Source organism: Streptomyces sp. 11-1-2 (assembly GCF_003595545.1).
In the GTDB taxonomy this organism is placed as follows: domain Bacteria; phylum Actinomycetota; class Actinomycetes; order Streptomycetales; family Streptomycetaceae; genus Streptomyces; species Streptomyces hygroscopicus_B.
This window is the reverse complement of record NZ_CP022545.1, coordinates 8,903,453-8,929,573: the sequence shown is the minus strand read 5'-3', so window position 1 is coordinate 8,929,573 and position 26,121 is coordinate 8,903,453. Positions and strand designations below refer to the sequence as shown.

Sequence of the window (26,121 nt, the reverse complement as noted above, 5' to 3'; positions counted from 1 at the left end):
CTGTTTGCCGTCCACCGGGACGACGCGGCTCGGGGCCACGGCCCCGAGCCCCGCACCCGTGGACCGCAGCCCCATCCCCGCCGGAATCGCCGACGACGCCCACCCCGCCACGGCGGTGGCGGCGCCCCACGCAAAGGGGAGCGGGCGACCGCGCACCGAGCGGCCTTCAAGTACCCACCGTGCCGTGGCGGGTGGCCGTGGCAGGGGGCGCGACGCGCGCTGTCTGCGCGGAAGCCCTCGCGGGCAGAGCCGGGGAGGAGGGAGACCGGCGGCAGGGGAACGGGGAGGCGCGTAAACCACCGCCCCGGGCCGCCCCGGCGGGTGGGCTGCCGTGCCGGGGGTGGGCTCGGCGGTGGGGCACGGCCCAGGGCGGGGCCGCCCCATCCGTGGCCACCGCAGCGACCGACCCGAGCCGGCAAGGCGCATGAGCCCCGGGGCCCGGACGCGGGGATGGGGCGCAGCCCGAGTTGGGGGCGCCCCTCCGTGGCCATGGCGGCGCGAGGCGCGCCGCGCCGTGCCCCGGGCCCAAACGCAACCAGTGGGCGCAGCCCGAGTCGGGGCGCCCCCATGCGTGGCCACCGCGGCGACCGGCGCCGGCCGGCAGGCACCCGGGCCGCCGTGGCGGGGTCCAGACGCGGCGATGGGGCGCGCCCCGTTGTGGGGTGCGCCCCATCGCCGTGGTGGCAGCGAAAGCGGGATCAGGCTCCGCGGAGGGTGGCGCCCGTGCGGTTGGCGGCTGCCGATACCGCGGCGTCGCGGGATGTCGCGATCTCCTCGGCGGTCAGCGTGCGGTCCGGGGCGCGGAAGCGCAGCGCGTAGGCCAGCGACTTCCTGCCCTCGCCGAGCTGCTCACCGGTGAAGACGTCGAACAGGCGGAGGGATTCGAGCAGTTCGCCCGCGCCCTCGCGCAGCGCCGTCTCCACATCGGCCGCGGCGACCGAGGCGTCCACGATCAGCGCGACGTCCTGGGTGGCCACCGGGAAGGTGGAGACATGGGGGGCCTCCACACCGCCGGTGCCGGCCTGCTCCAGGCGGTCGAGCTCGATCTCCATCGCGCAGGTGCGCTCGGCCAGACCCAGGGCCTTGGTGACCCGCGGGTGGAGCTCTCCGGCGTTGCCGACGAGGATCTCCTCGCCGTCGACGACGGCCAGCAGCGCGGCGCAGCGGCCCGGGTGCCAGGGGTCCTGCTGGTCCTGGCGGACGATCAGCTCGGCCCCCGCCTCACGGGCCACGATCCGGCCCGCCTCGACGGCGTCGGCCCAGCTCACCGGGGTGCCCTTGCCCCACCAGCCGGCCTGCTCACGGTCGCCCGCGAGGACGACGGCGACGCGGCGCGGCTGGTGCGGCAGCGCGGCGTTGAGCCCGGCGATCTCCTCGTCGGTGGGACGGCGGTCGACGGGGAGGGTGGCCGCGGCCGGCTCGTGACCGGTGGCGCGGAAGACCAGGCCCGTCTCGAAGAGCGCGAGGTCGTGCTCGCCGCGCCCGGCGTTGCGGCGCAGCGCGCCGAGCAGCCCGGGCAGCAGCGTCGTACGGAGCGCGGGCTCGGCGTCGGAGAGCGGGTTGACCAGCCGGACCAGATCGCGCCGCGGGTCGTCCGCGGCCAGCCCGAACTGGTCGAGGGCCTCCTCGCCGATGAACGGGTAGTTCAGCGCCTCGACGTAGCCGGCTCCGGCCAGCGCCCGGCCGACCCGCCGGTGCAGCCGCTGACGCTCGGTCAGCCCGCGCCCGGCGGGCGGCCGGGGCAGCGTCGAGGGGAGGTTCTCGTACCCCTCGAGCCGGATGACCTCCTCGGCCAGGTCGTTGGGGTCGGTGAGGTCGGGCCGCCAGCTCGGGACGGTGACCGTGAGGTCGTCGGCGCCGTAGACATCGCAGCCGATCTGCTGCAGCCGGCGCACCACGGTCTCGCGGCCGTAGGACACCCCCGCGACCTTGTCCGGGTGGTCGGCGGGCAGCGTGATGGTGTGCGGTGCGCTGGGCGCGATGATCTCGGTGACGCCCACCTCGGCGGTGCCGCCCGCGAGCAGCACCAGCAGGTCGACGGTGCGCTGCGCCGCCGCCGAGGTGGCCTCGGGGTCGACACCGCGCTCGAACCGCCGGGACGCCTCGGAGGACAGCTTGTGGCGGCGGGCGGTGCGGGCGACCGAGACGGGGGCGAAGTGGGCCGCCTCGATGACGACCTCGGTGGTGCCCGCCACCTGGCCGGTCTCCGCGTCGGCGGTGGCGTCCGCGATCTCGGTGTTGGCGCCGCCCATGACACCGGCGAGGCCGATGGGCCCGCTCTCGTCGGTGATGACGAGGTCCTCGGCGTCCAGAACGCGCTGGGTGCCGTCGAGGGTGGTGAGCTTCTCGCCCGGCTGAGCGCGGCGCACGCCGATCGTCCCGTTGATCCGGGAGCGGTCGTAGGCGTGCAGCGGCTGGCCCAGTTCGAGCATCACGTAGTTGGTGATGTCGACCGCGAGCGAGACCGGGCGCATCCCGGCCTTCTGCAGTCGGCGCTCGAGCCAGATCGGGGAGTGCGCCTCGGGGTCGAGCCCGGTGACGGTGCGGGCGGTGAAGCGGTCGCAGCCGATCGGGTCGGTGACCTGGACGGGGTAGCCGTGGCTGCTCGGCGCGGGCACGTCGATCAGGGCCGGGTCGCGCAGCGGCAGCTCGTAGGCGGTCGCGGTCTCACGGGCGACACCGCGCATCGACAGGCAGTAGCCCCGGTCCGGGGTGACGGCGATGTCGAGGACCTCGTCGACCAGCTCCAGCAGCTCGATGGCGTCGGTGCCGACCTCGTACTCCGGCGGCAGGACGATGATGCCGTCGTGATCGTCGGACATGCCCAGCTCGCTGGCGGAGCAGATCATGCCCTCGGAGGTCTTGCCGTAGGTCTTGCGCGCGGAGATCGCGAAGCCGCCGGGCAGTTCGGCGCCGGGCAGTACGACCACGACCTTGTCGCCGACGGCGAAGTTCCGGGCTCCGCAGACGATGTTCTGCGGCTCACCGGTGCCGTTGGCCCGGCCGACGTCCACGGTGCAGAAGCGGATCGGCTTCTTGAAGCCCTCCAGCTCCTCGATGGTCAGCACCTGCCCGACGACCAGGGGGCCCTTGAGGCCGGCGCCGAGCTGCTCGACCGTCTCGACCTCGAGCCCGGCCGAGACGAGTTTGGCCTGTACGTCACGGCCGGTCTCACCGGCGGGCAGGTCGACGTACTCCCGCAGCCAAGAAAGCGGGACCCGCATCAGATCTCCATCCCGAAGGGCCGGGTGAAGCGCACATCACCCTCGACCATGTCTCGCATGTCTTCCACGTTGTGCCGGAACATCAGCATCCGCTCGATGCCGAAGCCGAAGGCGAAGCCGCTGTACTTGTCCGGGTCGACACCGCAGGCGATGAGCACCCGCGGGTTGACCATCCCGCAGCCGCCCAGCTCGATCCAGCCCTCGCTGGAGCAGGTGCGGCAGGGCCGGTCCGGGTTGCCCACGGACTCGCCCCGGCACACGTAGCAGAGCATGTCCATCTCGGCGGACGGCTCGGTGAACGGGAAGAAGTTCGGCCGCAGCCGAGTGGTCATGCCCTCCCCGAACAGCGCCCGCACCATGTGGTCGAGCGTGCCCTTGAGATCGGCCATGGTCAGGCCCTCGTCGATGGCGAGCAGCTCGACCTGGTTGAAGACGGGGGTGTGGGTGGCGTCCAGCTCATCGGTGCGGAAGGTGCGGCCCGGGCAGATCACATAGATGGGCGGCTCGCGGTCGATCATCGACCGGATCTGCACCGGCGAGGTGTGGGTGCGCAGCACCACTCCGGAGGACTCGCCGTCCTTCGCGCCGCGCACGAAGAAGGTGTCCTGCATCTCGCGGGCGGGGTGGTCGGGCGGGAAGTTGAGCGCGTCGAAGTTGAACCACTCGGCCTCCACCTCGGGGCCCTCGGCGACCTCGTAGCCCATCGCGACGAAGACGTCCTCGATGCGCTCGGAGAGCGTGGTGATCGGGTGGCGGGCGCCGGCCGGGGTGCGGTCGTACGGCAGGGTGACATCCACCGCCTCCTCGACCAGCACCCGGGCGTCACGCTCCGCCTCGAGCTCCTCCTGCCGGGCCTTCAGCGCCTGGTTGACCTGGCCGCGGGCCTGGCCGACGCGCTTGCCCGCGTCCGCCTTGGCGTGCGGTGGCAGGGCGCCGATCTCGCGGTTGGCGAGCGCGAGCGGTGAGCGGTCGCCGGTGTGGGCGACCTTCACCTCGCGCAGCGCCTCGAGGTCCCCGGCGGCGGCGATGGCGGCGAGCGCCTCGTCCCGCCTGCGGGCGATCTCTTCCGGTTTCAGTGCCTCGACCTCGACAGGGTCGTACGACTTATTGGGTGCCGACATCTCTTCCCGTACTTCCGAATTGTCCCCCAGCTACCGCTGGGAGGTGCCACCCGGCTGCGCGACTCCGGCTCGACTGGCTGCGACCGCTGCGCCCCGTGCAAGGGACGCCAAAGGTGCCAAAGCCCGAGTCTAAGGGGCGCGGGAGGGGTGTTGTTCCGGGGGACACCGCTCGGCGGCCGCCGCGCGGGGTCCGCCCCGTGCCGGAGAAGCCCGCGGGCGGCTCAGGCCAGATAGGCCGGGGTGCCCACGGGCAGGATAAATCGGAACTCCGCGCCGCCGCCGCGGGCCCGGTCGACGGTGATCGTCCCGCCGTGCGCCTCGACGATGCCCTTGACGATGTAGAGCCCGAGGCCGGTGCCGCCGCGCTTGCTGCCCCGCCAGAAGCGGGTGAAGACGCGGCTCATCGACTCCTCCGGGATACCGGGGCCTTCGTCGCTCACGGTGACGGCGGTCCTTTCGACAGGGGGGCCCTCCACGACCGGCTTGGCCGGTGTCGCGGGCGCTATATCAATAGTGACCGTTCCCTCGCCGTGGCGCACCGCGTTTTCCAGCAGGTTGCCCAGCACCTGATCGATCTTGTCCGGATCGGCCCACAGCCTGGGCAGCGGCCCCCTGGCCCTGATCAGGAACCGCTCGGCGGTGTGCCCGGCCGCGGTGAGCGCCTGCACATGGCGGCGGACGGCGGCGGCGAGGTCGACCGGCTGGCGGCGCACCTCCAGGCGGCCGGAGTCGATCCGGGAGATGTCCAGCAGCTCGGCGATCAGCCGGGTGACCCGGTTGGCGTCGGCGTCGACGGTCTCCAGCATCAGCCGCTTCTGGTCGTCGGTGAACCGCTCCCATTTGGCCAGCAGGGTGGCCGTGAACCCCTTCACGGACGTCAGCGGCGAGCGCAGCTCGTGGGCGACGGTCGCGATCAGCTCGGCATGGCTGCGCTCGGTACGGCGGCGGGCCTCGGTGCCGCGCAGGCAGACCACCACCCGGCGCACCGGTCCGGTCGGCCGCTCGCGCACATAGCGGGCCGAGACCAGCACCTCACGCCCGCCCGGCAGCAGCAGATTCCGCTCGGGCTGACCGGCCCGGATGGCCAGCCCTCCATACGGATCGGTCAGCGCCCACCAGCGCCGGCCGTCCAGGTCCTCTAACGGCAGGGCCACCTCGAGCCGGCGGCCGATCGCGTCCGCGGGGTCGGTGGCGGTGATCCGGGCCGCCGCCGCGTTGAAGCACGTGACCAGGCCGGTCTCATCGGCCACCACCAGGCCGTCGGGCAGATCGTCGGGATGCGGCGCGAATCCGTCCGGCGCGCCGCCGGGCAGGCCGGGGCCCGCCCCGGTGGACGAGAGGTCGCGCCCCCCGCCGGGCGGCCCTGCTCCGGGCGGCCCTGCTCCGGGCGGCCCTGCTCCGGGCGCATGGGCGTCGGCCGCCCTGGCGCCGGAGGTCCTGACGTCCATCCCCACACCCCCTCCCAGAGGGGGCAACCCTACTAGGTCGATGTGACGGAGCGGCACCCTGCGGGAGCGCGCTGCGCACGAGCGGAGGCATAGAGGCACACGGCGGCGGCCGTGGCGAGATTGAGGCTCTCGGCCCTGCCGTGAATCGGAACGCGCACCACCTCGTCCGCGAGTGCGCGGGTAGCCTCCGGCAGGCCCCATGCCTCATTGCCGAAGATCCAGGCGGTGGGGGCGCCCAGAAGCCCGTCGTCCAGCTCGGAGTCCAGGTCCCGCTCCCCCGCCCCGTCCGCGGCCAGCACCCGCGCCCCGGCCTCCCGCAGCCCGCTCACCGCGCGCTCTACGGGCACCCCGACGGCGACGGGGAGATGGAAGAGGGAGCCGACGGATGCGCGTACGGCCTTGGGGTTGTAGGGGTCCACGGAGGCGTCCGTCAGCACCACGGCGTCCGCCCCGGCGGCATCGGCGCACCGCAGCACGGTCCCGGCGTTGCCGGGGTCGCGGACGTTCGCGAGGACGGCGACGAGCCTCGGCCGGGCGCGCAGGATCTCCTCGAACGGCGAGTCGAGGAAGCGGCACAGCCCGACGACGCCCTGGGGGGTGACGGTGTCGGACATCTCCGCGATGACCTCGTCGGACGCGGTGAGGACGGGAAGGTTCGCGGCGCGGGCGGCGGCGAGGATGTCCGCGTGGCGCTCGGCGGCCTCGGGGGTTGCGTACACCTCCACGAGGTGCGTGATGGCCTCCCGTACGGCCTGCGGCCCCTCGACGATGAACCGCCGCTCCTTCCCGCGGAAGCTGCGCTTGGCAAGCCGCCGGGCGGCGGTGACACGCGGCGATCGCAGGGACGTCAACTCGGGGGTCGCCATGGGGTGCGATGCGCTTTCTCGTGCGGTGTGTGGTGGTGGCGCGGGGCGGATTTCCCCCACCCCGCCCCTCCCCGAAACCGGGGACAGGCCCCCGGGCCCCGGGGAACGGCGGCAGCCGGGGCCGCCTTGGCCGCGCCGCCCGGCCGGGCGGCGCCGGGCGCCCCCGCGGACCGGGTCCGGCCCGTCCGGGCGGCGGCCACGCGCCGAGCCGGGCCGGACAGGTCCCGCCGGGCGGCCGACGCGGAGCCAGGTTGTGGGCAATCGTTCCGCAGGACGGAGACAGCCCGGTTGCGGGCAATCGCCCTGCGGGGCGGGGCACGCCCGGTTGTGGGTGATCGTTCCGCCGGGGGCACCTCCCAGCGGTGGCTGGGGGAGGAACGGGTGGGCACAACCCGGCCACCGGCCCGCGTCCGGCAACGAACCCCCCAGGGGCACCGACATACGCGGACCCGCAGGTACGCGTTCACCTGCGGGTCCGTGGCGTACAGCTCAGCGCAGCGGTTACGCGGCCTTCGGCGCGTTGACGTCGCTCGGCAGCGCCTTCTGCGCCGCCTCGACCAGCGCGGCGAACGCACCGGCGTCGTTGACCGCGAGGTCGGCCAGGATCTTGCGGTCCACCTCGATGTTGGCGGCCTTCAGACCCTGGATGAAGCGGTTGTACGTCATGCCGTTGGCGCGGGCAGCGGCGTTGATGCGCTGGATCCACAGCTGCCGGAAGTCGCCCTTGCGCTTCTTGCGGTCGTTGTAGTTGTAGACCAGAGAGTGGGTGACCTGCTCCTTGGCCTTGCGGTACAGGCGGGAGCGCTGGCCCCGGTAGCCGCTGGCCTGCTCGAGGATCGCCCGGCGCTTCTTGTGGGCGTTGACTGCCCGCTTGACGCGTGCCACTTGTTAACTCCTTGTACGGGGCCGCGGGTGACTCACGCGGCCCGGAAACGAATAGGTCCCGGTCTGGCGCTCGCCCCGCCGAAGCGGGGCGGGGCGTCACTTGCCGAGAAGCTTCTTGATCTTCTTGGCGTCGGCGGGGGCCATCTCGACCTTTCCGGCCAGGCGGCGCGTCAGCGTGGACGGCTTGTGCTCGAGAAGGTGGCGGCGACCGGCGCGCTGGCGCACCACCTTGCCGGAGCCGGTGAGCTTGAAGCGCTTGCTGGCACCGCTGTGCGTCTTGTTCTTCGGCATGTCGCCGTACTCTCCTCGTCGGGACGCTTCCGCGGTTCTGCACGCGGAAGCGTCATGTGTTTCGGTTGGTGTCCGGAGCCGTTCGGCCCCGGGTGGGCGGTCGAGGCTCGCGCCTCTCAATCACGCCTCGGCGGGCTCCTCGGCAGGCTCCTCGACGGACGCGTCCGGGGACTGGTCCAGGTGAGGAATTCCCTGGCGCTCCGCCTTGCGGGCGGCCTGCGCCTCGCGGGCTTCGGCCATCGCCTCGGTCTTCTTCTTGTGCGGACCGAGAACCATGATCATGTTTCGGCCGTCCTGCTTCGGATTGGACTCCACGAAGCCCAGCTCCTGGACGTCCTCGGCGAGCCGCTGCAACAGCCGGTAGCCGAGCTCGGGCCGGGACTGCTCACGGCCACGGAACATGATCGTGATCTTGACCTTGTCGCCCTGCTTGAGGAACCGGACGACGTGACCCTTCTTGGTGTCATAGTCGTGCGGGTCGATCTTCGGCCGGAGCTTCATCTCCTTGATGACCGTGTGCGCCTGGTTCTTGCGCGCTTCACGGGCCTTCATGGCCGACTCGTATTTGAACTTTCCGTAGTCCATGAGCTTGCAGACCGGCGGGCGAGCGGTCGCCGCCACCTCGACGAGGTCGAGGTCGTACTCCTGCGCAAGCTCCAGGGCCTTGGCAAGCGGCACGATGCCGACCTGCTCGCCACTGGGACCGACGAGTCGCACCTCGGGGACGCGAATCCGGTCGTTGATGCGGGGCTCGGCGCTGATGGATCCTCCTCGGTTGCACCACGCGACCGTCTGGCGGACTGCCGCGTAACGTCTGTTTCGGTTTGACCACCGCGCCGTAACGCACAAAACGCCCCGACGGGTACACAGGCGGGGCTCCTCATTGACCGGGAGCACCGCCGCGATATCACCGCGGGGCGCAGCCTGACCGATGACCTGCCGGCCCGGGGGGTCGGAAGGTGGGAGCTGGGGAGCCTCCACTTGTGGGCCGGACACACACGTGACCGGCCGGTCGTTTATCTACGATACCAGGACCGGGCCGGGATGCTCACCCGGTGCGCCCTCGGCGTCCGCCCCGTCCCCTGTTCCCCTGCGTTCCCCCACGTTCCCCTGGCGTTCCTCGGCGTTTCTGTGAACTCACCCGCCCCGTGCGTACGGCGCCGGGCGGCCGCCTAGGCTGGGGCCCACCATCCCTCAGGAAGTGAGCCCCGACCACCATGAGCGACGCCAACGCCGGGCAGCCGCCGGCCCCCGACTTCGACCGGATGACCCGGGACATCGCGGATGTGCCCGCGGTCGAGGTGATCACCACGGTCGCGGTGCACCTGATGAGCGCCGCCGCGGTCAACCTGGGCCTGGCCGAGGAGGGCCCCCAGCACAAGGATCTGGACGAGGCACGGAAGCTGATCAACGCCCTGGCGGGGCTGGTCACGGCCAGCGCCACGGAGATCAGCTCCTTCCACGCCGCTCCGCTGCGGGACGGCCTGAAGTCCCTGCAGCTCGCCTTCCGCGAGGCGTCGGTGGTGCCGGACGAGCCGGGACAGGGGCCCGGCGAGAAGTTCACCGGCCCGGTCTTCGGCTGACCCCCGGAGGGCACGAGCCCCTTGAGCCCGTACGCCCTCGGGAGCCCCTACGCCCTCCGGGCCCGGGCCCCGCGTGCGCGACTCAGGCCGCCTCCGGGCCCTTGGTCTCCTGGCCGCCCGCCTCGGGGCGGTGGCCGCCGCGCAGCCGCCCCCACGGTCCGGTCGCCGGGGGCGGATGGGCCTCCTCCTGGTCGGCCTGCCCCGCCGGACGGAGATGGGTGAACCGGTGCACCACGGCGGCGAGCACCCCGCCGACCAGCGGTGCCACGATGAACAGCCAGAGCTGGCCCAGCGCATCGCCGCCCGCGAAGATCGCGGGGCCGAAGCTGCGCGCCGGATTGACCGAGGCCCAGGTCAGCGGGATGCCGATCAGATTGACCGCGGCGAGGGCGAGGCCCACCGGGATCGGTTCGCCGCCGACCAGCGCCACCGAGTGGGTCACCGCCAGGTAGACGAAGACCAGCAGGAAGGTCAGCAGCACCTCGGCGAGGAAGGCCCCGCCCGCGCCCATGCCCATCGGTGAGCGGCCGCCGTAGCCGTTGCTGCCGAAGGCGTCGGCCGTCTGGAGCCTGGGCACCTGGTTGGCGAGCAGGAAGAGCACCGCCGCGCCCACGATCGCGCCGACGAACTGCGCGACCCAGTACTGGACGGCCGTACGGATGTCGATGCGCTTGGCCAGCAGCACGCCGAGGGTCACCGCCGGGTTGATGTGGCAGCCCGAGATGCGTCCGAACGCGTAGGCGATCGCGATCAGCGTGAAGCCAAAGGCGAGCGAGATCCCGAGGGCGTTGATGTAGTCGCCCGCCAGGACCAGCGAACCGACTCCGAAGAGGACCAGCATCGCGGTCCCGATGAACTCCGCTACGACCGTTCTCGTCTCCATGGCGCTCTCCTCACGCAGATTCCGACCGCCAGTCGCCTAAGCATTGTGGGGGGAATTGAGGCGATTCGCCTGTTGGTCCGAATGGGGAGGGCCGGGGCCCGCCCCCGCAGCGGGCCGGGCTCTGCCTCTGCGGCGGGCCGGGCTCTGCCTCTGTGGCGGGCCGGGCCCCCGACCCCTCAGCGGCTGAAGAGCGGTTCGCCGGGAACCTTCGCGTCCGGCGGCAGCAGCGCCAGGGTCAGTCCGCGCACCAGCCGTGCCCGCAGCACCTCGTCGGCGGCCAGGGCGCCCGCCACCCGGTGCGCCGTCTCCCGCGCGGGCGCCTGAGGCACCAGGGCGAGCGCGAGCATCCCGTCGGCGTCCGCCGCCGGGGCCAGATGGGCCCGGAGCACCTCCGGCTCGGCGGCCAGTACTGCACGCACGGCCTCGGTCACGGCCGGGTCGGCGAGCGGATCGGTGCTGGTCCGCCCCTCGGCGAGGGCCAGCAGCGCGGGGCCGGTCAGCTGGTACGGCACCGGGCCCGCGAGGTCCAGGACCAGCGTGTCCGCCTTCTCATGGGCGGCGGCCTCCAGCGCCTGGCGCAGCGGTACGGCCACGGGCCGGGCGTCCGGGCGCCAGCGGGCCAGCGTCTCCAGCGAGGTGAAGGCGGGCAGGGCGCGCCGGCCGCCGGGGGCCTGCAGCGTGGGCACCGCCATGTCGCTGCTCTTTTCGCGGCGCAGCCGGTCGGGCCCCTCCTCGACCTCGCCGAGGATCGCCACCACTGGGACGAGGAGGCGGGCGTCGGTGAGCGCGGCGAGCACCTCGGGCTCGGCCGAGCGGTCATCGGCCCAGGCGGCGAGCGCCGCGGTCAGCCGGGGGTCGGCGGAGCCGTCGTCGCCGGAGAAGCCAGGGTCGGGAATGTTCTTGAGCGCCACGCCATGAGGGTATCGAGGGCGGGGAGGGCCCGACGCGGCGGGCGGCGGGCGGCGGAGAGGGAGGCGGCGTGGAGCGGATGGCGGACGACGTGACGGGGCAGGGGCTGAGCGCGGCGCTCGCCGACGCGCTCGGCCCCGCGGCCCAGGGCTCCGGCGCGCACTTCTCCGTCGCCGTCCTGGACACCCGGTCGGGGACGAGCGGGGTCCACGGCGACGGCTCGTACGCCACGGCGAGCATCGTCAAAGTGGGCATCCTCGCGGCGCTGCTGCTCAGGGCGGAGGACGAGGGGCGGTCGCTGACCGCCCAGGAGCGATCGCATGCGGCCGTGATGATCGAGCGGAGCGACAACGACGCGGCGACCGCGCTGTGGCAGACGATCGGCGGCGCGGACGGGCTCGACACGGCGCACCAGCGGCTCGGCCTGACCGCGACCCGTGCCGGGAGCGGCGGGAACTGGGGCGTGACCCTGACCACCGCCGCCGACCAGCTGGCCCTGCTGGGCGCGGTCTTCTCGGACGACTCGTCGCTGGACGGCGCCGCGCGGACGTATCTACGGGCGCTGATGGGGCGCGTCGTCGACCGCCAGAGCTGGGGCGTCTCGGCCGCCGCCGACGGTGGCGGCCCCGGGACACGGCTGAAGAACGGCTGGATGCCCCGCGATGCCACCGGGCTGTGGGTCGTCAACAGCATCGGCGAGGTGACGGCGGACGGGCGCGCCTGTCTGGTCGCGGTGCTGTCCGAGGGCAGCGCGGACCTGGACAGCGGGGTGGCGCTGGTCGAGGAGGTGGCGCGTACGGCCGTGGCGACGGCCCGCACCTACCGATCCCGGTAAGGGGCCGCCGGAACGGCCCCCAGCCGACAGCGGCCGTGGGGCCCGGCCCGGCGCCGTACGGAACCCGGTGAGCGGCCCGCACAGCGCGCCCGGCCCAACGCCGCCGCCATGCCGCAGCGCGCGGCACGCCCGAGCCGACGACGCGGCGCCCGGGGCCCGCTCAGCGCGCGGAACCCCGTCGGCAGCGCCCGCAATGGGCCCCAACTGGCCGCTCACCCCGACGCGGCTCGGGCCAACGCCTCGCTCAGCGCGAACGAAAGGTCGGGAGCAGCGCTCACGGCGGTTCTCGGCCGACCAGCGTGCCCCGACGCGGCTCAGCGCGGGCGGTACCTCGCAGCGGCGCCCTCGGAGCGAGTCCCGGCCGACCACGCGCATCGCCGACACGCCCCAGGCCAACGCCCGGCCTCAGCGCGCACGGATCGCCAGGAGCACCGCGCGCAAGCGCGGTGCGCGCCGCGTCCGAGCCGACGACACGGCGGGCGACGTGGCCTCAGCGCGCGCGGATGCCCGTGAGCAGCGAGCGCAGCCTGGGTGGCACCCGTAGGGGGCCCGAGCCGCGCCATAGGGCGACCGCGGCGACCACCAGGGCCGCTCCGGCGATTCCGGCGAGCAGCGCCATCTCGTTGGGGCCGGAGTCGCCGTGCGCGCCCTGGGCGTGGCCCGGACCGTTGCCGAAGTAGCGCTGGGGGGAGGAGGCCACGGCGGGGCGCTGGGCCTCCGGCTTCATCTTGCCGCCCGCGGCGATCGCCGCCGCCGGGTCCACCAGGCCCGCGCCGAGGGCGTCGCTGCGGCCGCCCTCCGGGACGTCCTGGGCGGTCCGGGTGAGGAGCTCCCGGACCTGGCGCGGGCTCAGCTCGGGGTGGGCGGCGCGGACGAGGGCGACGGAGCCGGAGACGAAGGCGGCGGCAGCGCTGGTCCCCCAGCCCTCGTAGTAGCGCTTGTCGGGGTCGGCGATGACCACGTCGACGCCGGGTGCGCAGACGGTGGCGTACCAGCGGCGGGTGGAGAAGGCGGCGCGGGAGCCGTAGCGGTCCACGGCGGTCACGGCGATCACCCCGGGGTAGGCGGCCGGATAGGAGACCCGGTCGCCCTTCTGGCCGCCGTTGCCCGCGGAGGCGACCACGGCCACGCCCTTGCGCAGCGCGTACTGCACGGCGGCGTCCTCGGCGGCCTCGGGGTGGGCGGAGGCGCTGTCGTCGCCGAGCGAGAGGTTGATGACGTCGGCGCCGTGGTCGGCGGCCCAGCGGATACCGGCGGCCAGCGCGCCGCCACGGGACGAACGGGCCTTCTTACGGGCGGCGTCGGAGTCCTCGAGGATCACCCGCACCGGCAGGATCCGCGCCTTCGGCGCGACGCCCAGGACGCCCTCGCCGCCGGCCGCGCCGTGGCCGTGCCCGGCGATGATCCCGGCCATGGCGGTGCCGTGGCGGGCCCAGGCGCGTTCGCCGCGCCGGGCGCCGAAGCCGATGAGGTCCTTACCGGGCAGCACTTGGCCTTCGAGGTCGGGGTGGCCGTCGTCGACGCCGGTGTCGAGGACGGCGACGGTGACCCCGGAGCCCTTGGTCGTCTGCCATGCCTCTTGGACGTGGAGGGTGTCCAGCGCCCACTCCTGGGCCTGTATGCCGTCGGCGTTCGCGGGCGCGGCGAGCACCAGGGTCAGCCCCGCGGTGGTGAGAGCCACTGCCAGGCGCCGCCCGATCCCGGTCATGACGTGGTCTCCGTGAGCGTGGAGAGGGCCCGGCGGAATATGGGCTCGATCGCGTCGGCGATGCCTCGGGCGTCGTTGCCGAGGCCCGACTGCGCGGGGGCCGAGGTGGCGCCCCGCTGGGTCGCCTCGCCCGCCGACTGCGGATCGGTGACCTTACGGCCGTCGGCGAAGCCGCTGACGCTGTAGATGACGACGGGGGCGTCGGTGAGGATCCGGATCCGCCAGCTGGCGCGCTGGTCGTCGCCGAAGCCGGCCGCCGCGGTGCCCTTGGCGGCGTACGCGCGGGGCATCAGATCGGTGCGCTCGTCCAGCTTCTCGGTCACGAAGCGCTGGTGCAGCGTCCGCATCCCGGTGGGGCCGGAGGTGGTGATCAGCACCCCGACGGTGGTGACGCTGGTGCTGGTGGCATCGGTGTACGTGGCGCGCACCAGGCGCTTGCAGCCCACCGGGGCCAGTGCCTTGGCGAGCAGGGGGTCGAATCCGCCGCCGCAGCTGCTGTCCGGGGCGACGGCTATTCGGCTCCAGACGCGATCGGCGCCGCCCGGGCCCTCGCCTTTGCCGCGCAGGGTGCGCGGGAAGAGGCCGTCCACGGGGACGCTGTGCCAGGCGGAGCGGGCGTGGGCGTAGGTGTCGGCCGTGGACGGCGCGGCGGCGGGGTCCTCGCCCAGCCAGCTCCCGGCCGCCGCGCCGCCGAGCAGCCCGAGGCCGAGGACGAGACTCGCGGCGGCGGCCGCCGTACGGCTGGGCGGACGGCGCCGGCCGCCCCGCCCGCCGTCGGCGAAGAACGCGCCGGTGCGCGGCGGTGCGGAGGGGCGTGGGGGCAGCCGGGTGCCGGACGCCCCGGCGGTGCCCCTGGGGAACGGGACCTTCGCCCGTACGCCGAGGATGGGGGTGTCCGGGTCCGGGGTGAACCCGGGCGGGGCGGTGGGGCGCGGCGGGGGCGGGGAAGGCTGCGCGGGCGCCGTGCGCGGGGATGTGCGGGACGTGGTGGGGGCGTGCCGTGGGGTGAGTGCGCCTGTTCCGCGTCGGTGCTCACCTGCACCACCTCGCAGCCGTCGACACCTGTTTCACCTGGCTCCGTCCGGTTCGCCGCACCACCCACCGCCTTTCGGGCAGGTGGGCCCGTATACGGACAACACGCCGCTGACCTGCCGGTCGTGGCGTGCGCGACACTCTACGGGGAGCCGGGGCCCTGCGCACCGGCTGCCCTCTACCCAGTGGTAATGGCGGTCTGGCAAGCTGCGTCCATGTCCGCTGCCGCCGCTGACCGGGCCCGGTACGACCGGGCCACCGCCCATCTCGAAGCGCCCGTGGCGATTGTCGACCTGGGAGCCTTCGACGACAATGCCCGGGATCTGGTCCACCGGGCGGGAGGCAAACCGATCCGCGTCGCCAGCAAATCGGTGCGCTGCCGGGCGCTGTTGGAGCGGGTGCTGGCACGGGACGGCTTCGCGGGGATCATGAGCTTCACGCTGCCGGAGTCGCTGTGGCTGGCTCGTGAGGGGTTCGACGACGTCCTGCTCGCCTATCCCTCCACCGACCGGGACGGCTTCGCCACCCTGACCAGCGACCCCAAGCTGGCCGAGGCCGTGACGGTCATGGTGGACGACCTCTCCCAGCTCGATCTGATCGACAGCGTTCGCGCCGGGACCGAAGAGGTCCGGGTCTGCCTGGAATTGGACACCTCGCTGCGGATGCTCGGCGGGCGGGTGCGGGTCGGGGCGCTGCGCTCACCGCTGCGCGAACCGGAGCAACTGGCCGAGCTGGCACGGGCGATCGACCGCCGCCCCGGCTTCCGGCTGGTCGGGCTGATGGCGTACGAGGGTCATGTGGCGGGCGTGGGCGACGCGGTGCCGGGCAGTCCGCTGCGCTCGCGCGCCGTACGGCTGATGCAGTCCGTGGCACGCCGGGAACTCGCGGCCCGCCGGGCCGCGGTCGTGCGGGCGGTGCGGGCGGTGGCGGACCTGGAGTTCGTCAACGGCGGCGGTACGGGCAGTGTGCAGCACACCGCCGCGGAGGACGCGGTGACCGAGATCGCCGCCGGATCCGGGCTCTACCAGCCGCGCCTCTTCGACAACTACACCTCCTTCCACGGCCGCCCGGCCGCCCTGTTCGCCCAGCCGGTGGTGCGCCGGCCCGGGGTGGGCGTGGTGACGGTGCTCGGCGGCGGCTATCCGGCGTCGGGCGCACCGGGCCGGGACCGGCTACCGGTGCCGTATCTGCCGGAGGGGCTGGTGTACGACTCGATGGAGGGGCCGGGCGAGGTGCAGACCCCGCTGCTGGGCACGGCCGCCGACGATCTGCTGATCGGCGACAAGGTGTGGTTCCGGCATGCCAAGGCCGGTGAGCTGTGCGAGCGGTTCGACACGCTGCGGCTGATCGAGGGGGACCGGGTGGTGGCCGACGCGCCGACGTACCGGGGCGAGGGCAGAACGTTCCTCTGACCGGCACCCTCCTTCGGCCCGGACGGACCGGCGACTTCGGCCCGGACCGACCGACGACTTCGGCCTGAATGGACCGGCGACTTCGGCCTGAATGGACCTACGACGCGCCTGGACGGACCGGCGACGCGCCTAGATGGACCGGCCGTCGCCCGCCAGCGCCTCGATGCCCTTGACGATCTTGTCCATGTCGCTGAGCGGCGGCGCCTTGTCGCTCTCGTCGAATCCGAAGCGCACCACGACCATCGTGTCCGGCACGGTGGGCGACGGGAAGGCCAGCGACTGGACGACGCCGTCGTCACCCTTCTTCGTCACCACCTTCCAGCGGACCAGATAGCCCTTCCCGCCCGCGACCTCGACCGCCGACTCCTTCAGCTCCTTGTGGGAGGTGATCCCGCCGTACGCCTTACGGTCGTTGTCCTCGTCGGTGCCGTAGGACTCCTCGGCGTTCTGCGCGATGTCCTCCTTGGCTATGCCCTTGGCGGAGGTGGCCTTGTAGCCCTGGGCGGTCCGCGAGAAGGCGCCGCCGCGCACACATTCGGTGGACGGGTCGCCCGGGCAGGGGTAGCGGGAGGTGGTGACGCCCGCGCCGCCGGAGCTGCTGCGCCCCGCCTGCCAGCCGGTGAGCACCGGCAGGCTGATGCCGTTGCCGGGGTCCGGGGCGGTGTCCGGGTCGTAGCTGGGCGGTGCGCTGGGGGTGTCGGTGGGCCCGTCCGAGGGGCTGTCCGGGGTGGGGAGCTCCGGGGCCGGGTCGCCGCCGTCCGGCGGGGCGGAGTCGCTGGGGGCGGCGGGTCCGGTCTGGGCGTTGCCACCACCGCCGTCGCCGCCGTCGCCCAGCAGCACGATGCCACCGACGATCGCGGCGACCACGACGCCGGCGGCGACCGAGACCGCCGCGATCCTCGGGCCGCGGCCCCGGCCGTGGCCGCCCTGCCGCCCGGGCAGGTAGGGCGGCGGCGGTGGGCCGAAGGCCGGGTCCGCGGCGCCCGAGGCGTCACGGGTGTACTCGCTCCAGGCGGAACCGTCCCACCACCGTTCCATGGCGGGGCCGTTACCTGCGTAGCCGGGATCGGGGTACCAGCCGGGGGGCGTGTTCATGGTCACACGGTCAGCCTATGGCCAGGGGTGCGGTCCGTACACCGCGGATGGCGGGACTGCGCACAGGACTACAACGGAGTGACGTACGCCCCGGCGATCCCGCCGTCCACGAGGAACTCGGCGGCGTTGACGAAGGAGGCGTCATCGCTGGCCAGGAAGGCCACGGCGGAGGCGATCTCCTCCGGTTCGGCGAACCGGCCCACCGGCACATGGACCAGCCGGCGCTGGGCCCGCTCCGGGTCCTTGGCGAACAGCTCCTTCAGCAGCGGGGTGTTGACCGGCCCCGGGCACAGCGCGTTGACCCGGATGCCCTCGCGGGCGAACTGCACGCCCAGTTCGCGGGACATGGCCAGCACCCCGCCCTTGGAGGCGGTGTAGCTGATCTGCGAGGTGGCGGCGCCCATCACGGCCACGAAGGAGGCGGTGTTGATGATGGAGCCCCTGCCCTGCTGCCGCATATAGGGCAGTGCGGCCTTGCAGCACAGGTAGACGGAGGTGAGGTTGACCTCCTGGACCCGCTTCCAGGCGTCGAGTCCGGTGGTGAGGATCGAGTCGTCGTCGGGCGGCGAGATACCGGCGTTGTTGAAGGCGATGTCCACCGAACCGTAGGTGTCGAAGGCGGTCTTGAAGAGCGCCTCGACGTCCTCGGGGTCGGTCACGTCCACCCGGACGAAGAGCCCGCCGACCTCGTCGGCCGCGGCCTTGCCCGCGCTCTCGTCGATATCGGCGCAGACGACCTGCGCGCCCTCGGAGGCCAGGCGGCGGGCGGTGGCCAGGCCGATGCCGCTGCCCGCTCCGGTGACGACGGCGGTACGGCCCACCAGACGGCGGCACACGGGGGTCTCGGTCACGTCACTGCTCCTCGGTGCTGATGAAGACGTTCTTGGTCTCGGTGAAGGCGGTAAGGGCGTCGGGGCCCAGCTCCCGGCCCAGGCCGGACTGCTTGTAGCCGCCGAAGGGGGTGGCGTACCGCACGCTGCTGTGCGAGTTGACGGACAGGTTCCCGGCGGCGACGGCGCGCGAGACCCGGACCGCGCGGCCCACGTCGCGGGTCCAGATCGAGCCGGACAGGCCGTAGTCGGTGGCGTTGGCCAGCCGTACGGCGTCGGCCTCGTCCTCGAAGGGCAGGACGACGGCGACGGGGCCGAAGATCTCCTCCACGGCGGCGCGGTCCCCGGGGCCGGTGGCCTCCAGCACGGTGGCCGGGTACCAGAACCCCTTGCCCTTCGGGGCCTCGCCACGGATCGCGGCGGGCGCGTCCTCGGGTACGAAGGACCGTACGCGCTCCCGCTGGGCGGCCGAGATCAGCGGGCCCATGGCGGTGGCGGGGTCGGCCGGATCGCCGACCGCGAAGGAGGTCACGGCGGGCGCCAGCAGTTCCATGAACCGGTCGTAGACGCTGCGCTGGACCAGGATGCGGCTGCGGGCGCAGCAGTCCTGGCCGGTGTTGTCCAGGAAGGAGCCGGGGGCGGCGGCCGCGGCGCGCTCGATGTCGGCGTCGGCGAAGACGATGTTCGGGCTCTTGCCGCCGAGTTCGAGGGTCACCCGCTTCACGCCGGCCGCGCATTTGGCCATGATCCCCTTGCCGACGGCCGTGGAGCCGGTGAAGACGACCTTGGCGACGCCGGGGTGCTCGACCAGCGCGGCGCCCGCGACCGGCCCGGCCCCGGGCAGCACCTGGAAGAGCCCCTCGGGAAGGCCCGCCTCCAGGGCGAGTTCGGCCAGCCGGAGCGCGGTGAGCGGGGTGGTTTCGGCCGGTTTGAGGACCACGGCGTTCCCGGCGGCCAGGGCGGGCGCGGTGCCCCAGGCGGCGATCGGCATGGGGAAGTTCCACGGCGCGATCACCGCGACCACGCCGAGCGGCTCATGGAAGGTGACGTTCAGCCCGCCCGCCACCGGGATCTGGGCGCCGTTCAGCCGCTCCGCTCCCCCAGCCGCGTAGTCCAGCAGATCGCGCACATTGCCCGCCTCCCAGCGGGCGTTGCCGATCGGATGGCCCGCCTCGCGGACCTCCAGCGCCGCGAGCTCCTCGATGTGCCCGTCCACCACGGCGGCGAAGCGGCGCAGCAGCCGGGCGCGGTCGGCGGGTGCCAACGCGGCCCAGCCGCGCTGCGCCTCGGTGGCGCGGGCGACGGCGGCTGCCACGTCTTCCGGGGTGGCGGCGGGGACGGTGGCGATGACCTCCTCGGTGGCCGGATTGAGGACCTGGTGCTCGTCGGGGTGCGGGTGCTCGTTGCTCACTCGGTGGTTCCTCACATGCGCTCGAAGGACCGGAAGCGCTCCCAGTCCGTGACGGCGGTGTCGTAGGCGTCCTGCTCCACGCGCGCCATGTTGAGGTAGTGCTCGACCACCTCGTCGCCGAAGGCGGCCCGCGCTATGGGGCTGTTCCGCCACAGCTCGGCGGCGTCGCGCAGCGAGGTCGGGACGTGCTCGGCGTCGCCGGTGTAGGCGTTGCCGGTACAGACCTCGGGGAGCTCCAGCTCCTGCTCGACGCCGTGCAGCCCGGCGGCCACCATCCCGGCCACGGCCAGGTACGGGTTGACATCGCCGCCCGGGAGCCGGTTCTCCAGCCGGTGGGAGGGGCCGTGGCCGATGACGCGCAGCGCGCAGGTGCGGTTGTCCGGGCCCCAGGCGACGGCGGTGGGCGCGAAGGAGCCGGGGCGGAACCGCTTGTAGGAGTTGATGTTCGGGGCGTAGAGCAGGGTGAAGTCGCGCATCGCCGCGATCTGTCCGGCGAGGAAGTGGCGCATGGTCTTCGACATGCCGTACGGGCCGTCGTCGTCGGCGAGCACGGGGTGCCCGGCCTCGTCGCGCAGCGAGAGGTGGATATGGCAGGAGTTGCCCTCGCGCTCGTCGTACTTGGCCATGAAGGTGAGCGCCATGCCCTCCTGGGCCGCGATCTCCTTGGCGCCGGTCTTGTAGACGGCGTGCTGGTCGCAGGTGGTCAGGGCGTCGTCGTAGCGGAAGGCGATCTCGTGCTGGCCAAGGTTGCACTCCCCCTTGGCCGACTCGACGGTCATCCCGGCGGCGCCCATCTCGTTGCGGATGCGGCGCAGCAGGGGCTCGACCCGGCCGGTGCCGAGGACGGAGTAGTCGACGTTGTACTGGTTGGCGGGGGTCAGCCCGCGGTAGCCGGTGTTCCACGCCTGCTCGTAGCTGTCCCGGAAGACCATGAACTCCAGCTCGGTGCCGGTGTACGCGGTCCAGCCGCGCTCGGCGAGCCGGTCGAGCTGACGGCGCAGGATCTGGCGCGGGGAGGCGACCACGGGGCTGCCGTCGTGCCAGGCGAGGTCGGCGGTGAGGAGGGCGGTGCCGGGGTTCCAGGGCGTGCGGCGCAGGGTGGCGGTGTCGCCGTGCATGGCGAAGTCGCCGTAGCCGCGCTCCCAGGAGGACATGGCGTAGCCGTCGACGGTGTTCATCTCGGTGTCGACGGCGAGGAGGTAGTTGCAGCCCTCGGTGCCGTGCGCCAGGACGTCGTCGAGGAAGAAGCGGGCGGCGAACCGCTTGCCCTGAAGCCTTCCCTGCATATCGGTGAAGGCCAGGACGACGGTGTCGATCTCCCCGGCGGCGACCAGTCTGGTCAGCTCGTCGACCGAGAGCGGGGGCGTGCGGTCTGCCACGGTGGGGCCTCCTGCGTCGAGTGCGGGGCGTCTGGGAATTCGGGGAGTTCGGCGAGCTCGGGAAGCCCGGAGAGTTCCGAGAGTTTTCGGGGAGTTCAGGGAATCGGAGAGGGTCTGGGGGCGCGGGGTGGCCTTAAGGTAATACCGCAGACCATTGATTGGGAAGTAGGTGCGGACGGTTCGATGAGCGAGAGCGGGAGTGAGCACGGGAGCGCGGCGGCGGCAGACGACCGGCTGGCGCCGGTGCTGCGCCCGGTGCGAGCGGGGAACGGCTTCGAGGAGGCGCTGGAGCAAATACTCCAGGTGCTGCGGCTGGGGCTGGTCCCCGACGGCGGCCGGCTCCCGGCCGAGCGGGAGCTGGCCGACCGGCTGCGGATCAGCCGGGTGACCCTGCGCGAGGTGCTGAAGGTGCTGCAGGACCAGGGGCTGGTGGAGAGCCGCCGCGGTCGCTACGGCGGCACCTTCGTCCGGGCCAGGCCCGAGCCCGCCGGGGGCGGCGAGGACGAGCTGCGGCGCCGGGTGGCGGCGGTCGACGTCGAGGACACCCTTCGGTTCCGCGAGGTCCTGGAGGTGGGCGCGGCGGGGCTGTGCGCCGCGCACGGGCTCGGGGACGGGCAGGTACGGCGGCTGCGGGCGGCCCTGGACGCGACGCGCGACGCCCCGCTGGCCGACTACCGCCGCCTGGACACCATGCTCCATCTCACGCTCGCGGAGCTGGCGGGCTCACCGTCGCTGGCCGCCCAGTACGCGGCCGTCCGAGCGACCGTCAACGACCTGCTGGACTGCATCCCGCTGCTGGTGAAGAACCTCGAGCACTCCCAGGCCCAGCACGGGGCGCTGGTCGAGGCGGTGCTGGACGGGGACGCGGACGGGGCGCGCGAGGTGATGCGGGAGCACTGCGAGGGCACGGCGGCGCTGCTGCGCGGCTTCCTGGTCTGACCCACCCGCGCCTGGCCCGTCCGCCCGAGCGCGTGGCCCGGAAAGCACCGGCGCTTAACCACGGTTTTACGCAGAGGTCTTGCGCATCGCCGACCGGCAGACAAAGGTATGGCCCCACACCTTTGCCATCGCCCCCTCGTGTGGAGCAGGAGTCCCCCCCATGGCCGACGGAACCGAGTCCGCCCGCACCGAATCCGCCCGCGCCTCCGTCGGCGGCGCCCCGCCGGGCGGTGCTCCGGCGCCGTCCCCCGAGGACGCGTATCTGGAGCGCCGCACCCTGCGGCGCGGCAGTGCGGGCCCGCTGCTGCTGACCGGCCTCGGTGTCGCCTATGTCGTCTCCGGCGACTTCTCGGGGTGGAACTTCGGCCTGTCGGAGGGCGGCTTCGGCGGGCTCGCCATCGCCGCCCTGCTGATGGGCCTGATGTACGCCTGCATGGTGTTCGCCCTGGCCGAGCTGGCCGCGATCCTGCCCACGGCGGGCGGCGGCTACGGCTTCGCGCGGCGCGCCCTCGGCCCCTGGGGCGGCTTTCTCACCGGTACGGCGATCCTCATCGAGTACGTCCTGGCCCCCGCCGCCATCTCCATCTTCATCGGCGACTACGTCGAGTCGCTCGGGCTCTTCGGCCTGGAGTCGGGCTGGCCGGTCTATCTGGCCTGTTTCATCCTCTTCATCGGCATCCATCTGTGGGGCGTGGGCGAGGCCCTGCGGTTCAGCCTGGTCGTGACCGCCATCGCCGTCGCCGCGCTGCTGGTCTTCGCCGTCGGCGCCCTCACCGACTTCGACGCGGGCTCGCTCAACGACATCCCGGTGGACCATTCGGCCGCCGGTGCCACTTCCTGGCTGCCGTTCGGGCTGCTCGGCATCTGGTCGGCGTTCCCCTTCGGGATGTGGTTCTTCCTGGGGGTGGAGGGGGTGCCGCTCGCGGCGGAGGAGACCCGGGACCCGGCCCGTACGCTGCCGAAGGCCATGGCCTGGTCCATGGGCATCCTGCTGATCCTCGCCCTGCTCACCTTCCTCGCGGCCACGGGGGCGCGCGGCTCGGGCGCCGTACAGGAGGCGGGCAACCCGCTGGTCGAGGCGCTGCAGCCGGACGGCAAGGCGACCGTGCTGTCCCGCGTCGTCAACTACGCGGGCCTCGCCGGGCTCGTCGCCTCCTTCTTCTCCCTGATCTTCGCGGGTTCGCGCCAGCTCTTCGCCCTCTCCCGGGCCGGCTATCTGCCCCGCTTCCTCTCCCTGACCAGCAGGCGCAAGGCCCCGTTCCTGGGTCTGCTGGTCCCGGGCGCCATCGGCTTCGCCCTCGCCGCGTGGACCGGCGACGGCGCCCGGATGCTCAACACCGCGGTCTTCGGCGCCACCATCTCGTACGCCCTGATGTCGCTCTCCCACATCGTCCTGCGCCGCCGCGAGCCGGGCCTGGACCGCCCTTACCGCACCCCGGGCGGCACGGTAACGTCGTCCATCGCCTTCGTCCTGGCCTGCTCCGCGCTGGTGGCCACCTTCCTGGTGGACAAGGACGCGGCCTTCATCGCGCTCGGCGTCTACGCGGTGGCGCTGGCCTACTTCGCCTTCTACAGCCGCCATCGCCTGGTCGCGGCCGCGCCGGAGGAGGAGTTCGCGGCGCTGGCGGAGGCCGAGGCGGAACTGTCCCGCGATTGAGCGCACAGTGAGTGCACAGATCTTCGAAGATCGGAGTCCCCGGTGGCCAAGCCCCTGATCGGCGTCAGCACCTATCTCGAATCCTCGGCGAGCTGGGGTGTCTGGAACCTCCCCGCCGCGCTGCTGCCCGCGGGCTACCACCGGCTCGTCCAGCGCGCGGGCGGCCTGGCGGCGATGCTGCCGCCGGACGAGGACCCGGCCGCCGCCGCGCGGATCGTCTCCCGCCTCGACGGGCTCGTCATCTCCGGCGGCCCGGACGTGGAGCCCGTGCGGTACGGGGCCGAGGTGGACCCGCGCACCGGGCCGCCCGCACGGGAGCGGGACGCCTGGGAGCTGGCCCTGATCGACGCGGCCCTGGCGTCGGGCACTCCCCTGCTGGGCATCTGCCGCGGCCACCAGCTTCTGAACGTCTTCCTCGGCGGCACCCTCGTCCAGCACCTGGACGGCCACGCGGGCCGGTCCGGCGTCTTCGACCAGCACGAGGTGAAGCCGGTCCCGGACACGCTCCTGGCCGAGATCCTCCCGGACCCGGTGTCCGTCCCCACCTTCCACCACCAGGCCGTGGCCCACCTGGGCGAGGGCCTGGTCCCCTCGGCCCACTCCGCGGACGACGGAACGGTGGAGGCGGTGGAACTGCCGGACGTGGAGGGGTTCGTGCTGGGCGTCCAGTGGCACCCGGAGGCGGGCGACGACGTACGGATCATGCGCGCCCTGGTGGAGGCGGCGGGGGGCTGAGACGAGACCGGTGCCGAGACCGGCGCCGGCCCCGGCCGTCGCGGCCGGGCCGGGGCCGGGGCCGGGGCCGGGGCCGGGCGAGCGGATCAGCCGAGCTTGAGCAGCAGTTCGGTGAGTTCACCCGGCATAGTGATCATGCAGTCATGACCGGTCTCCAACTCCCACACCTGCGCCGGGGAGCCGTTGGGCTGGATCGCGGGGACGGGCCGCCGGGTCATGCCGGGCGGCACATTGGCGACGCAGTGGATATGCGTCCGCGGGATCGCGTTCACGGCCGGGTTGTCCAGTCGGACCGGTTGCTGCAGGCAGCGCACCGACTGATCCGACAAGATCGAGCGCAGCCACGCCACATCCGCCGGATCGGTGACCCCGAACAGACCCCAGGACGGGTCCATCCCGACGAGGGGCGGAATCCGCCAGCCGCTCTCGGACGCCAGGCCCTGGTCGATCATGGCCTGGGTGAAGGGCATGACATCGGCCGCGGTCTCGCCGTGCTCCGGGACCATCGCGTCGAGATAGACGAGATGCGAGATCCGGTCCGGGACCTGGTTGGCCGTGGACGAGATGACCAGCCCGGCATAGCTGTGCCCGACGAGCACCACATCGGTGAGGTCTTCCTCGGTGATCAGCCCGACGATGTCGTCGACATGTGTATCGAGCCCCACCTCGGGGCCGAGCAGATGTGCCGTGTCGCCGTAGCCGGTCAGCGTCGGCGCGACCACCCGGTGTCCGGCCGCCGCCAGCAACGGAACCACCCGCTCCCAGCACTCTCCACTGTGCCAAGCGCCGTGCACTAGTACATATGTCGACATATTTCCGCTCCATCCGCATCAAAAATAAACGGGACGCCGTCCCGGTTAAAAATATGGGACAGCGTCCCGCTTAGCAAGCGGGGACCAGTGCGGCGGTCAGGAGTTGATCTCGAACGGGTCGCCGTAGACCTTCCACTTCAGCGGAGGCGTCAGGTCGAAGTTCTTCTCGTTGAGGAACTTCCGCTGCTCGGTGTCGACTCGGCTGGTGTCGCTGTGCGCCTCCTCGCTCTTCATGGCCTCCTTACGGGCGTCGAGGAAGGCGTTGAGGTACGTGGTCTCGTTGCCGCCCTGCGCCGGGGGCTTGGCCTTGGACAGGGCGGTCTTACGGATGCCGCCGAAGCTGTACTTACTGTCGCCGGGGCCGTGCATCACGATCGCGTCGTAGTAGATGAACTGGCCGAGCGCGCCCAGGCCGTCGCTCTTGCCCTGGTTGACGGCCGGGTTGAAGTAGACGCGGTCGCGCTCGTGCTCCTGGGCGCCCTGGAACGCCTTGTCGGCGGCGGCCTTCTTCCAGTCCTTGGTGAAGTTCGGGTCCAGACCGTCGTGGGAGTCGGTGCCGTCGACGTCGCGCAGCGCGGGGAGGTACTTGGCCAGGACGTTGCCGGGCTTCTGCTGGGTGTAGTACTCGACGAGTTCCAGCATGTCGCCGGTGCCGGAGCAGAATCCGATGATGCCCGCGGTGTAGCCGCGGCCGTCGTCTATGTCCTCGATGTACTGGAACTGGGCGCGCCAGTCGAGCGAGGAGTTCTCGGCACTGGAGACCAGCTTCATGGCGATTTCCTTCTTCGCCGGGTCGTCCAGATTGCTCGCCGCGGCGGCCTTGTGCGCCGAGTGGCGGTGCACGTCCGCCGACGACGGCAGGTGGTCGGACGCCTGCCCGACTCCGACGCCGGTGAAGACGAGCGCGGCCGGTACGGCGACGGCCACCGCCGCGAGGCCGATCCTCCGGGGCATGGGGGACATGGGAACTCCGTTCCTTGTCGACTGTGGGGGAAGTGCGCGCGGCCGCCCCAGGACACACCGGGGCAGCCCGGGTCCTGGGACGATCCGTTAGGAACCTTTCCTA

Annotated in this window: 23 protein-coding genes; 6 read left to right on the top strand and 17 right to left on the bottom strand. The window is 72.9% G+C overall.

Annotated features, from left to right (window positions below; all coding sequences use genetic code 11):
* Nucleotides 1-698: 698 nt before the first annotated feature.
* The 7 genes from pheT to infC form a co-directional block, all read right to left on the bottom strand.
* Complete coding sequence (gene pheT, locus CGL27_RS38295; RefSeq protein WP_119992232.1) at nucleotides 699-3,224, bottom strand: phenylalanine--tRNA ligase subunit beta; 2,526 nt, start codon at nucleotides 3,222-3,224, stop codon at nucleotides 699-701.
* A complete protein-coding gene (gene pheS / locus CGL27_RS38290; RefSeq protein ID WP_119992231.1) occupies nucleotides 3,224-4,345 on the bottom strand; it encodes a phenylalanine--tRNA ligase subunit alpha in 1,122 nt (373 codons plus the stop codon). Before pheS ends, pheT begins: the two co-directional genes overlap by 1 nt.
* A gap of 221 nt (nucleotides 4,346-4,566) precedes the next feature.
* Nucleotides 4,567-5,793, bottom strand: coding sequence for an ATP-binding protein (locus CGL27_RS38285; RefSeq protein ID WP_119992230.1), 1,227 nt, complete (start codon nucleotides 5,791-5,793; stop codon nucleotides 4,567-4,569).
* Between the two features lie 32 nt (nucleotides 5,794-5,825).
* Nucleotides 5,826-6,659, bottom strand: coding sequence for an RNA methyltransferase (locus CGL27_RS38280; protein ID WP_119992229.1), 834 nt, complete (start codon nucleotides 6,657-6,659; stop codon nucleotides 5,826-5,828).
* Nucleotides 6,660-7,160: 501 nt separating this feature from the next.
* Nucleotides 7,161-7,544, bottom strand: a complete 384-nt coding sequence (gene rplT / locus CGL27_RS38275) for a 50S ribosomal protein L20 (protein WP_078639975.1) — start codon at nucleotides 7,542-7,544, stop codon at nucleotides 7,161-7,163.
* A gap of 96 nt (nucleotides 7,545-7,640) precedes the next feature.
* Nucleotides 7,641-7,835 carry a 50S ribosomal protein L35 gene (gene rpmI, locus CGL27_RS38270; RefSeq protein WP_020867203.1) on the bottom strand — a complete coding sequence of 65 codons (195 nt, stop codon included), beginning with the start codon at nucleotides 7,833-7,835 and terminating at the stop codon, nucleotides 7,641-7,643.
* A gap of 120 nt (nucleotides 7,836-7,955) precedes the next feature.
* On the bottom strand, nucleotides 7,956-8,597 hold the full coding sequence (gene infC / locus CGL27_RS38265; protein ID WP_119994760.1) for a translation initiation factor IF-3: 642 nt from the start codon (nucleotides 8,595-8,597) through the stop codon (nucleotides 7,956-7,958).
* A 455-nt stretch (nucleotides 8,598-9,052) separates the two neighbouring features.
* Between infC and CGL27_RS38260 the strand changes: the two genes are divergently transcribed.
* Nucleotides 9,053-9,418, top strand: coding sequence for a DUF1844 domain-containing protein (locus CGL27_RS38260; protein WP_014056105.1), 366 nt, complete (start codon nucleotides 9,053-9,055; stop codon nucleotides 9,416-9,418).
* Nucleotides 9,419-9,500: 82 nt separating this feature from the next.
* Here the strand turns inward: CGL27_RS38260 and CGL27_RS38255 are convergent, their stop codons facing one another.
* Nucleotides 9,501-10,301 carry an MIP family channel protein gene (locus tag CGL27_RS38255; protein ID WP_119992228.1) on the bottom strand — a complete coding sequence of 267 codons (801 nt, stop codon included), beginning with the start codon at nucleotides 10,299-10,301 and terminating at the stop codon, nucleotides 9,501-9,503.
* A 176-nt stretch (nucleotides 10,302-10,477) separates the two neighbouring features.
* On the bottom strand, nucleotides 10,478-11,212 hold the full coding sequence (locus CGL27_RS38250) for an SseB family protein (protein ID WP_078639977.1): 735 nt from the start codon (nucleotides 11,210-11,212) through the stop codon (nucleotides 10,478-10,480).
* 77 nt (nucleotides 11,213-11,289) lie between these two features.
* Here CGL27_RS38250 and CGL27_RS38245 point away from each other — a divergent pair, with 77 nt between their 5' ends.
* The gene (locus CGL27_RS38245; RefSeq protein ID WP_119994759.1) at nucleotides 11,290-12,045 is read left to right on the top strand and encodes a serine hydrolase; all 756 of its coding nucleotides are present in this window, start codon (nucleotides 11,290-11,292) and stop codon (nucleotides 12,043-12,045) included.
* 490 nt (nucleotides 12,046-12,535) lie between these two features.
* Here CGL27_RS38245 and mycP read toward each other — a convergent pair whose 3' ends face one another.
* The gene (gene mycP, locus CGL27_RS38240) at nucleotides 12,536-13,753 is read right to left on the bottom strand and encodes a type VII secretion-associated serine protease mycosin (protein WP_119992227.1); all 1,218 of its coding nucleotides are present in this window, start codon (nucleotides 13,751-13,753) and stop codon (nucleotides 12,536-12,538) included.
* Nucleotides 13,750-14,343, bottom strand: a complete 594-nt coding sequence (locus CGL27_RS38235; RefSeq protein WP_346345757.1) for a hypothetical protein — start codon at nucleotides 14,341-14,343, stop codon at nucleotides 13,750-13,752. Before CGL27_RS38235 ends, mycP begins: the two co-directional genes overlap by 4 nt.
* Nucleotides 14,344-15,000: 657 nt before the next feature.
* Here CGL27_RS38235 and CGL27_RS38230 point away from each other — a divergent pair.
* Entirely contained in the window at nucleotides 15,001-16,197 is a 1,197-nt protein-coding gene (locus CGL27_RS38230; protein WP_078639979.1) for an alanine racemase, read from the top strand.
* A 129-nt stretch (nucleotides 16,198-16,326) separates the two neighbouring features.
* Here CGL27_RS38230 and CGL27_RS38225 read toward each other — a convergent pair whose 3' ends face one another.
* The 4 genes from CGL27_RS38225 to CGL27_RS38210 all read right to left on the bottom strand — a co-directional run bounded on the left by CGL27_RS38225 (nucleotide 16,327) and on the right by CGL27_RS38210 (nucleotide 20,912).
* Nucleotides 16,327-17,292 carry a DUF2510 domain-containing protein gene (locus CGL27_RS38225; protein ID WP_119994758.1) on the bottom strand — a complete coding sequence of 322 codons (966 nt, stop codon included), beginning with the start codon at nucleotides 17,290-17,292 and terminating at the stop codon, nucleotides 16,327-16,329.
* A gap of 68 nt (nucleotides 17,293-17,360) precedes the next feature.
* On the bottom strand, nucleotides 17,361-18,143 hold the full coding sequence (locus tag CGL27_RS38220) for a 3-oxoacyl-ACP reductase (RefSeq protein WP_119992225.1): 783 nt from the start codon (nucleotides 18,141-18,143) through the stop codon (nucleotides 17,361-17,363).
* Nucleotide 18,144: 1 nt separating this feature from the next.
* Nucleotides 18,145-19,533 (bottom strand): aldehyde dehydrogenase family protein, encoded by a 1,389-nt coding sequence (locus CGL27_RS38215; protein WP_119992224.1) that lies wholly within the window; start codon nucleotides 19,531-19,533, stop codon nucleotides 18,145-18,147.
* Between the two features lie 11 nt (nucleotides 19,534-19,544).
* Nucleotides 19,545-20,912 carry a glutamine synthetase family protein gene (locus tag CGL27_RS38210; protein WP_078639983.1) on the bottom strand — a complete coding sequence of 456 codons (1,368 nt, stop codon included), beginning with the start codon at nucleotides 20,910-20,912 and terminating at the stop codon, nucleotides 19,545-19,547.
* Between the two features lie 183 nt (nucleotides 20,913-21,095).
* Between CGL27_RS38210 and CGL27_RS38205 the strand changes: the two genes are divergently transcribed.
* The 3 genes from CGL27_RS38205 (at nucleotide 21,096) to CGL27_RS38195 (ending at nucleotide 24,243) form a co-directional block, all read left to right on the top strand.
* Nucleotides 21,096-21,851: an FCD domain-containing protein gene (locus CGL27_RS38205; protein ID WP_078639984.1), complete on the top strand. Its 756-nt coding sequence runs from the start codon at nucleotides 21,096-21,098 to the stop codon at nucleotides 21,849-21,851.
* Between the two features lie 160 nt (nucleotides 21,852-22,011).
* Nucleotides 22,012-23,508: an ethanolamine permease gene (gene eat, locus CGL27_RS38200; protein WP_078639985.1), complete on the top strand. Its 1,497-nt coding sequence runs from the start codon at nucleotides 22,012-22,014 to the stop codon at nucleotides 23,506-23,508.
* A gap of 42 nt (nucleotides 23,509-23,550) precedes the next feature.
* Entirely contained in the window at nucleotides 23,551-24,243 is a 693-nt protein-coding gene (locus CGL27_RS38195) for a gamma-glutamyl-gamma-aminobutyrate hydrolase family protein (RefSeq protein ID WP_119992223.1), read from the top strand.
* Nucleotides 24,244-24,329: 86 nt separating this feature from the next.
* Here CGL27_RS38195 and CGL27_RS38185 read toward each other — a convergent pair whose 3' ends face one another.
* Both CGL27_RS38185 and CGL27_RS38180 read right to left on the bottom strand, forming a co-directional pair.
* Entirely contained in the window at nucleotides 24,330-25,055 is a 726-nt protein-coding gene (locus tag CGL27_RS38185) for an alpha/beta hydrolase (RefSeq protein WP_119992222.1), read from the bottom strand.
* 96 nt (nucleotides 25,056-25,151) lie between these two features.
* Nucleotides 25,152-26,018, bottom strand: a complete 867-nt coding sequence (locus tag CGL27_RS38180) for a chitosanase (RefSeq protein WP_119992221.1) — start codon at nucleotides 26,016-26,018, stop codon at nucleotides 25,152-25,154.
* Between the last annotated feature and the right edge of the window lie 103 nt (nucleotides 26,019-26,121).

Excerpts from the sequence above, each read along its gene's own strand:
- pheT (WP_119992232.1), bottom strand. The coding sequence starts at position 3,224 with ATGCGGGTCCCGCTTTCTTGGCTGCGGGAGTACGTCGACCTGCCCGCC.
- pheS (WP_119992231.1), bottom strand. The coding sequence starts at position 4,345 with ATGTCGGCACCCAATAAGTCGTACGACCCTGTCGAGGTCGAGGCACTG.
- CGL27_RS38285 (WP_119992230.1), bottom strand. The coding sequence starts at position 5,793 with ATGGACGTCAGGACCTCCGGCGCCAGGGCGGCCGACGCCCATGCGCCC.
- CGL27_RS38280 (WP_119992229.1), bottom strand. The coding sequence starts at position 6,659 with ATGGCGACCCCCGAGTTGACGTCCCTGCGATCGCCGCGTGTCACCGCC.
- rpmI (WP_020867203.1), bottom strand. The coding sequence starts at position 7,835 with ATGCCGAAGAACAAGACGCACAGCGGTGCCAGCAAGCGCTTCAAGCTC.
- CGL27_RS38260 (WP_014056105.1), top strand. The coding sequence starts at position 9,053 with ATGAGCGACGCCAACGCCGGGCAGCCGCCGGCCCCCGACTTCGACCGG.
- CGL27_RS38255 (WP_119992228.1), bottom strand. The coding sequence starts at position 10,301 with ATGGAGACGAGAACGGTCGTAGCGGAGTTCATCGGGACCGCGATGCTG.
- CGL27_RS38245 (WP_119994759.1), top strand. The coding sequence starts at position 11,290 with ATGGCGGACGACGTGACGGGGCAGGGGCTGAGCGCGGCGCTCGCCGAC.
- mycP (WP_119992227.1), bottom strand. The coding sequence starts at position 13,753 with ATGACCGGGATCGGGCGGCGCCTGGCAGTGGCTCTCACCACCGCGGGG.
- CGL27_RS38230 (WP_078639979.1), top strand. The coding sequence starts at position 15,001 with ATGTCCGCTGCCGCCGCTGACCGGGCCCGGTACGACCGGGCCACCGCC.
- CGL27_RS38225 (WP_119994758.1), bottom strand. The coding sequence starts at position 17,292 with ATGAACACGCCCCCCGGCTGGTACCCCGATCCCGGCTACGCAGGTAAC.
- CGL27_RS38205 (WP_078639984.1), top strand. The coding sequence starts at position 21,096 with ATGAGCGAGAGCGGGAGTGAGCACGGGAGCGCGGCGGCGGCAGACGAC.
- eat (WP_078639985.1), top strand. The coding sequence starts at position 22,012 with ATGGCCGACGGAACCGAGTCCGCCCGCACCGAATCCGCCCGCGCCTCC.
- CGL27_RS38185 (WP_119992222.1), bottom strand. The coding sequence starts at position 25,055 with ATGTCGACATATGTACTAGTGCACGGCGCTTGGCACAGTGGAGAGTGC.
- CGL27_RS38180 (WP_119992221.1), bottom strand. The coding sequence starts at position 26,018 with ATGTCCCCCATGCCCCGGAGGATCGGCCTCGCGGCGGTGGCCGTCGCC.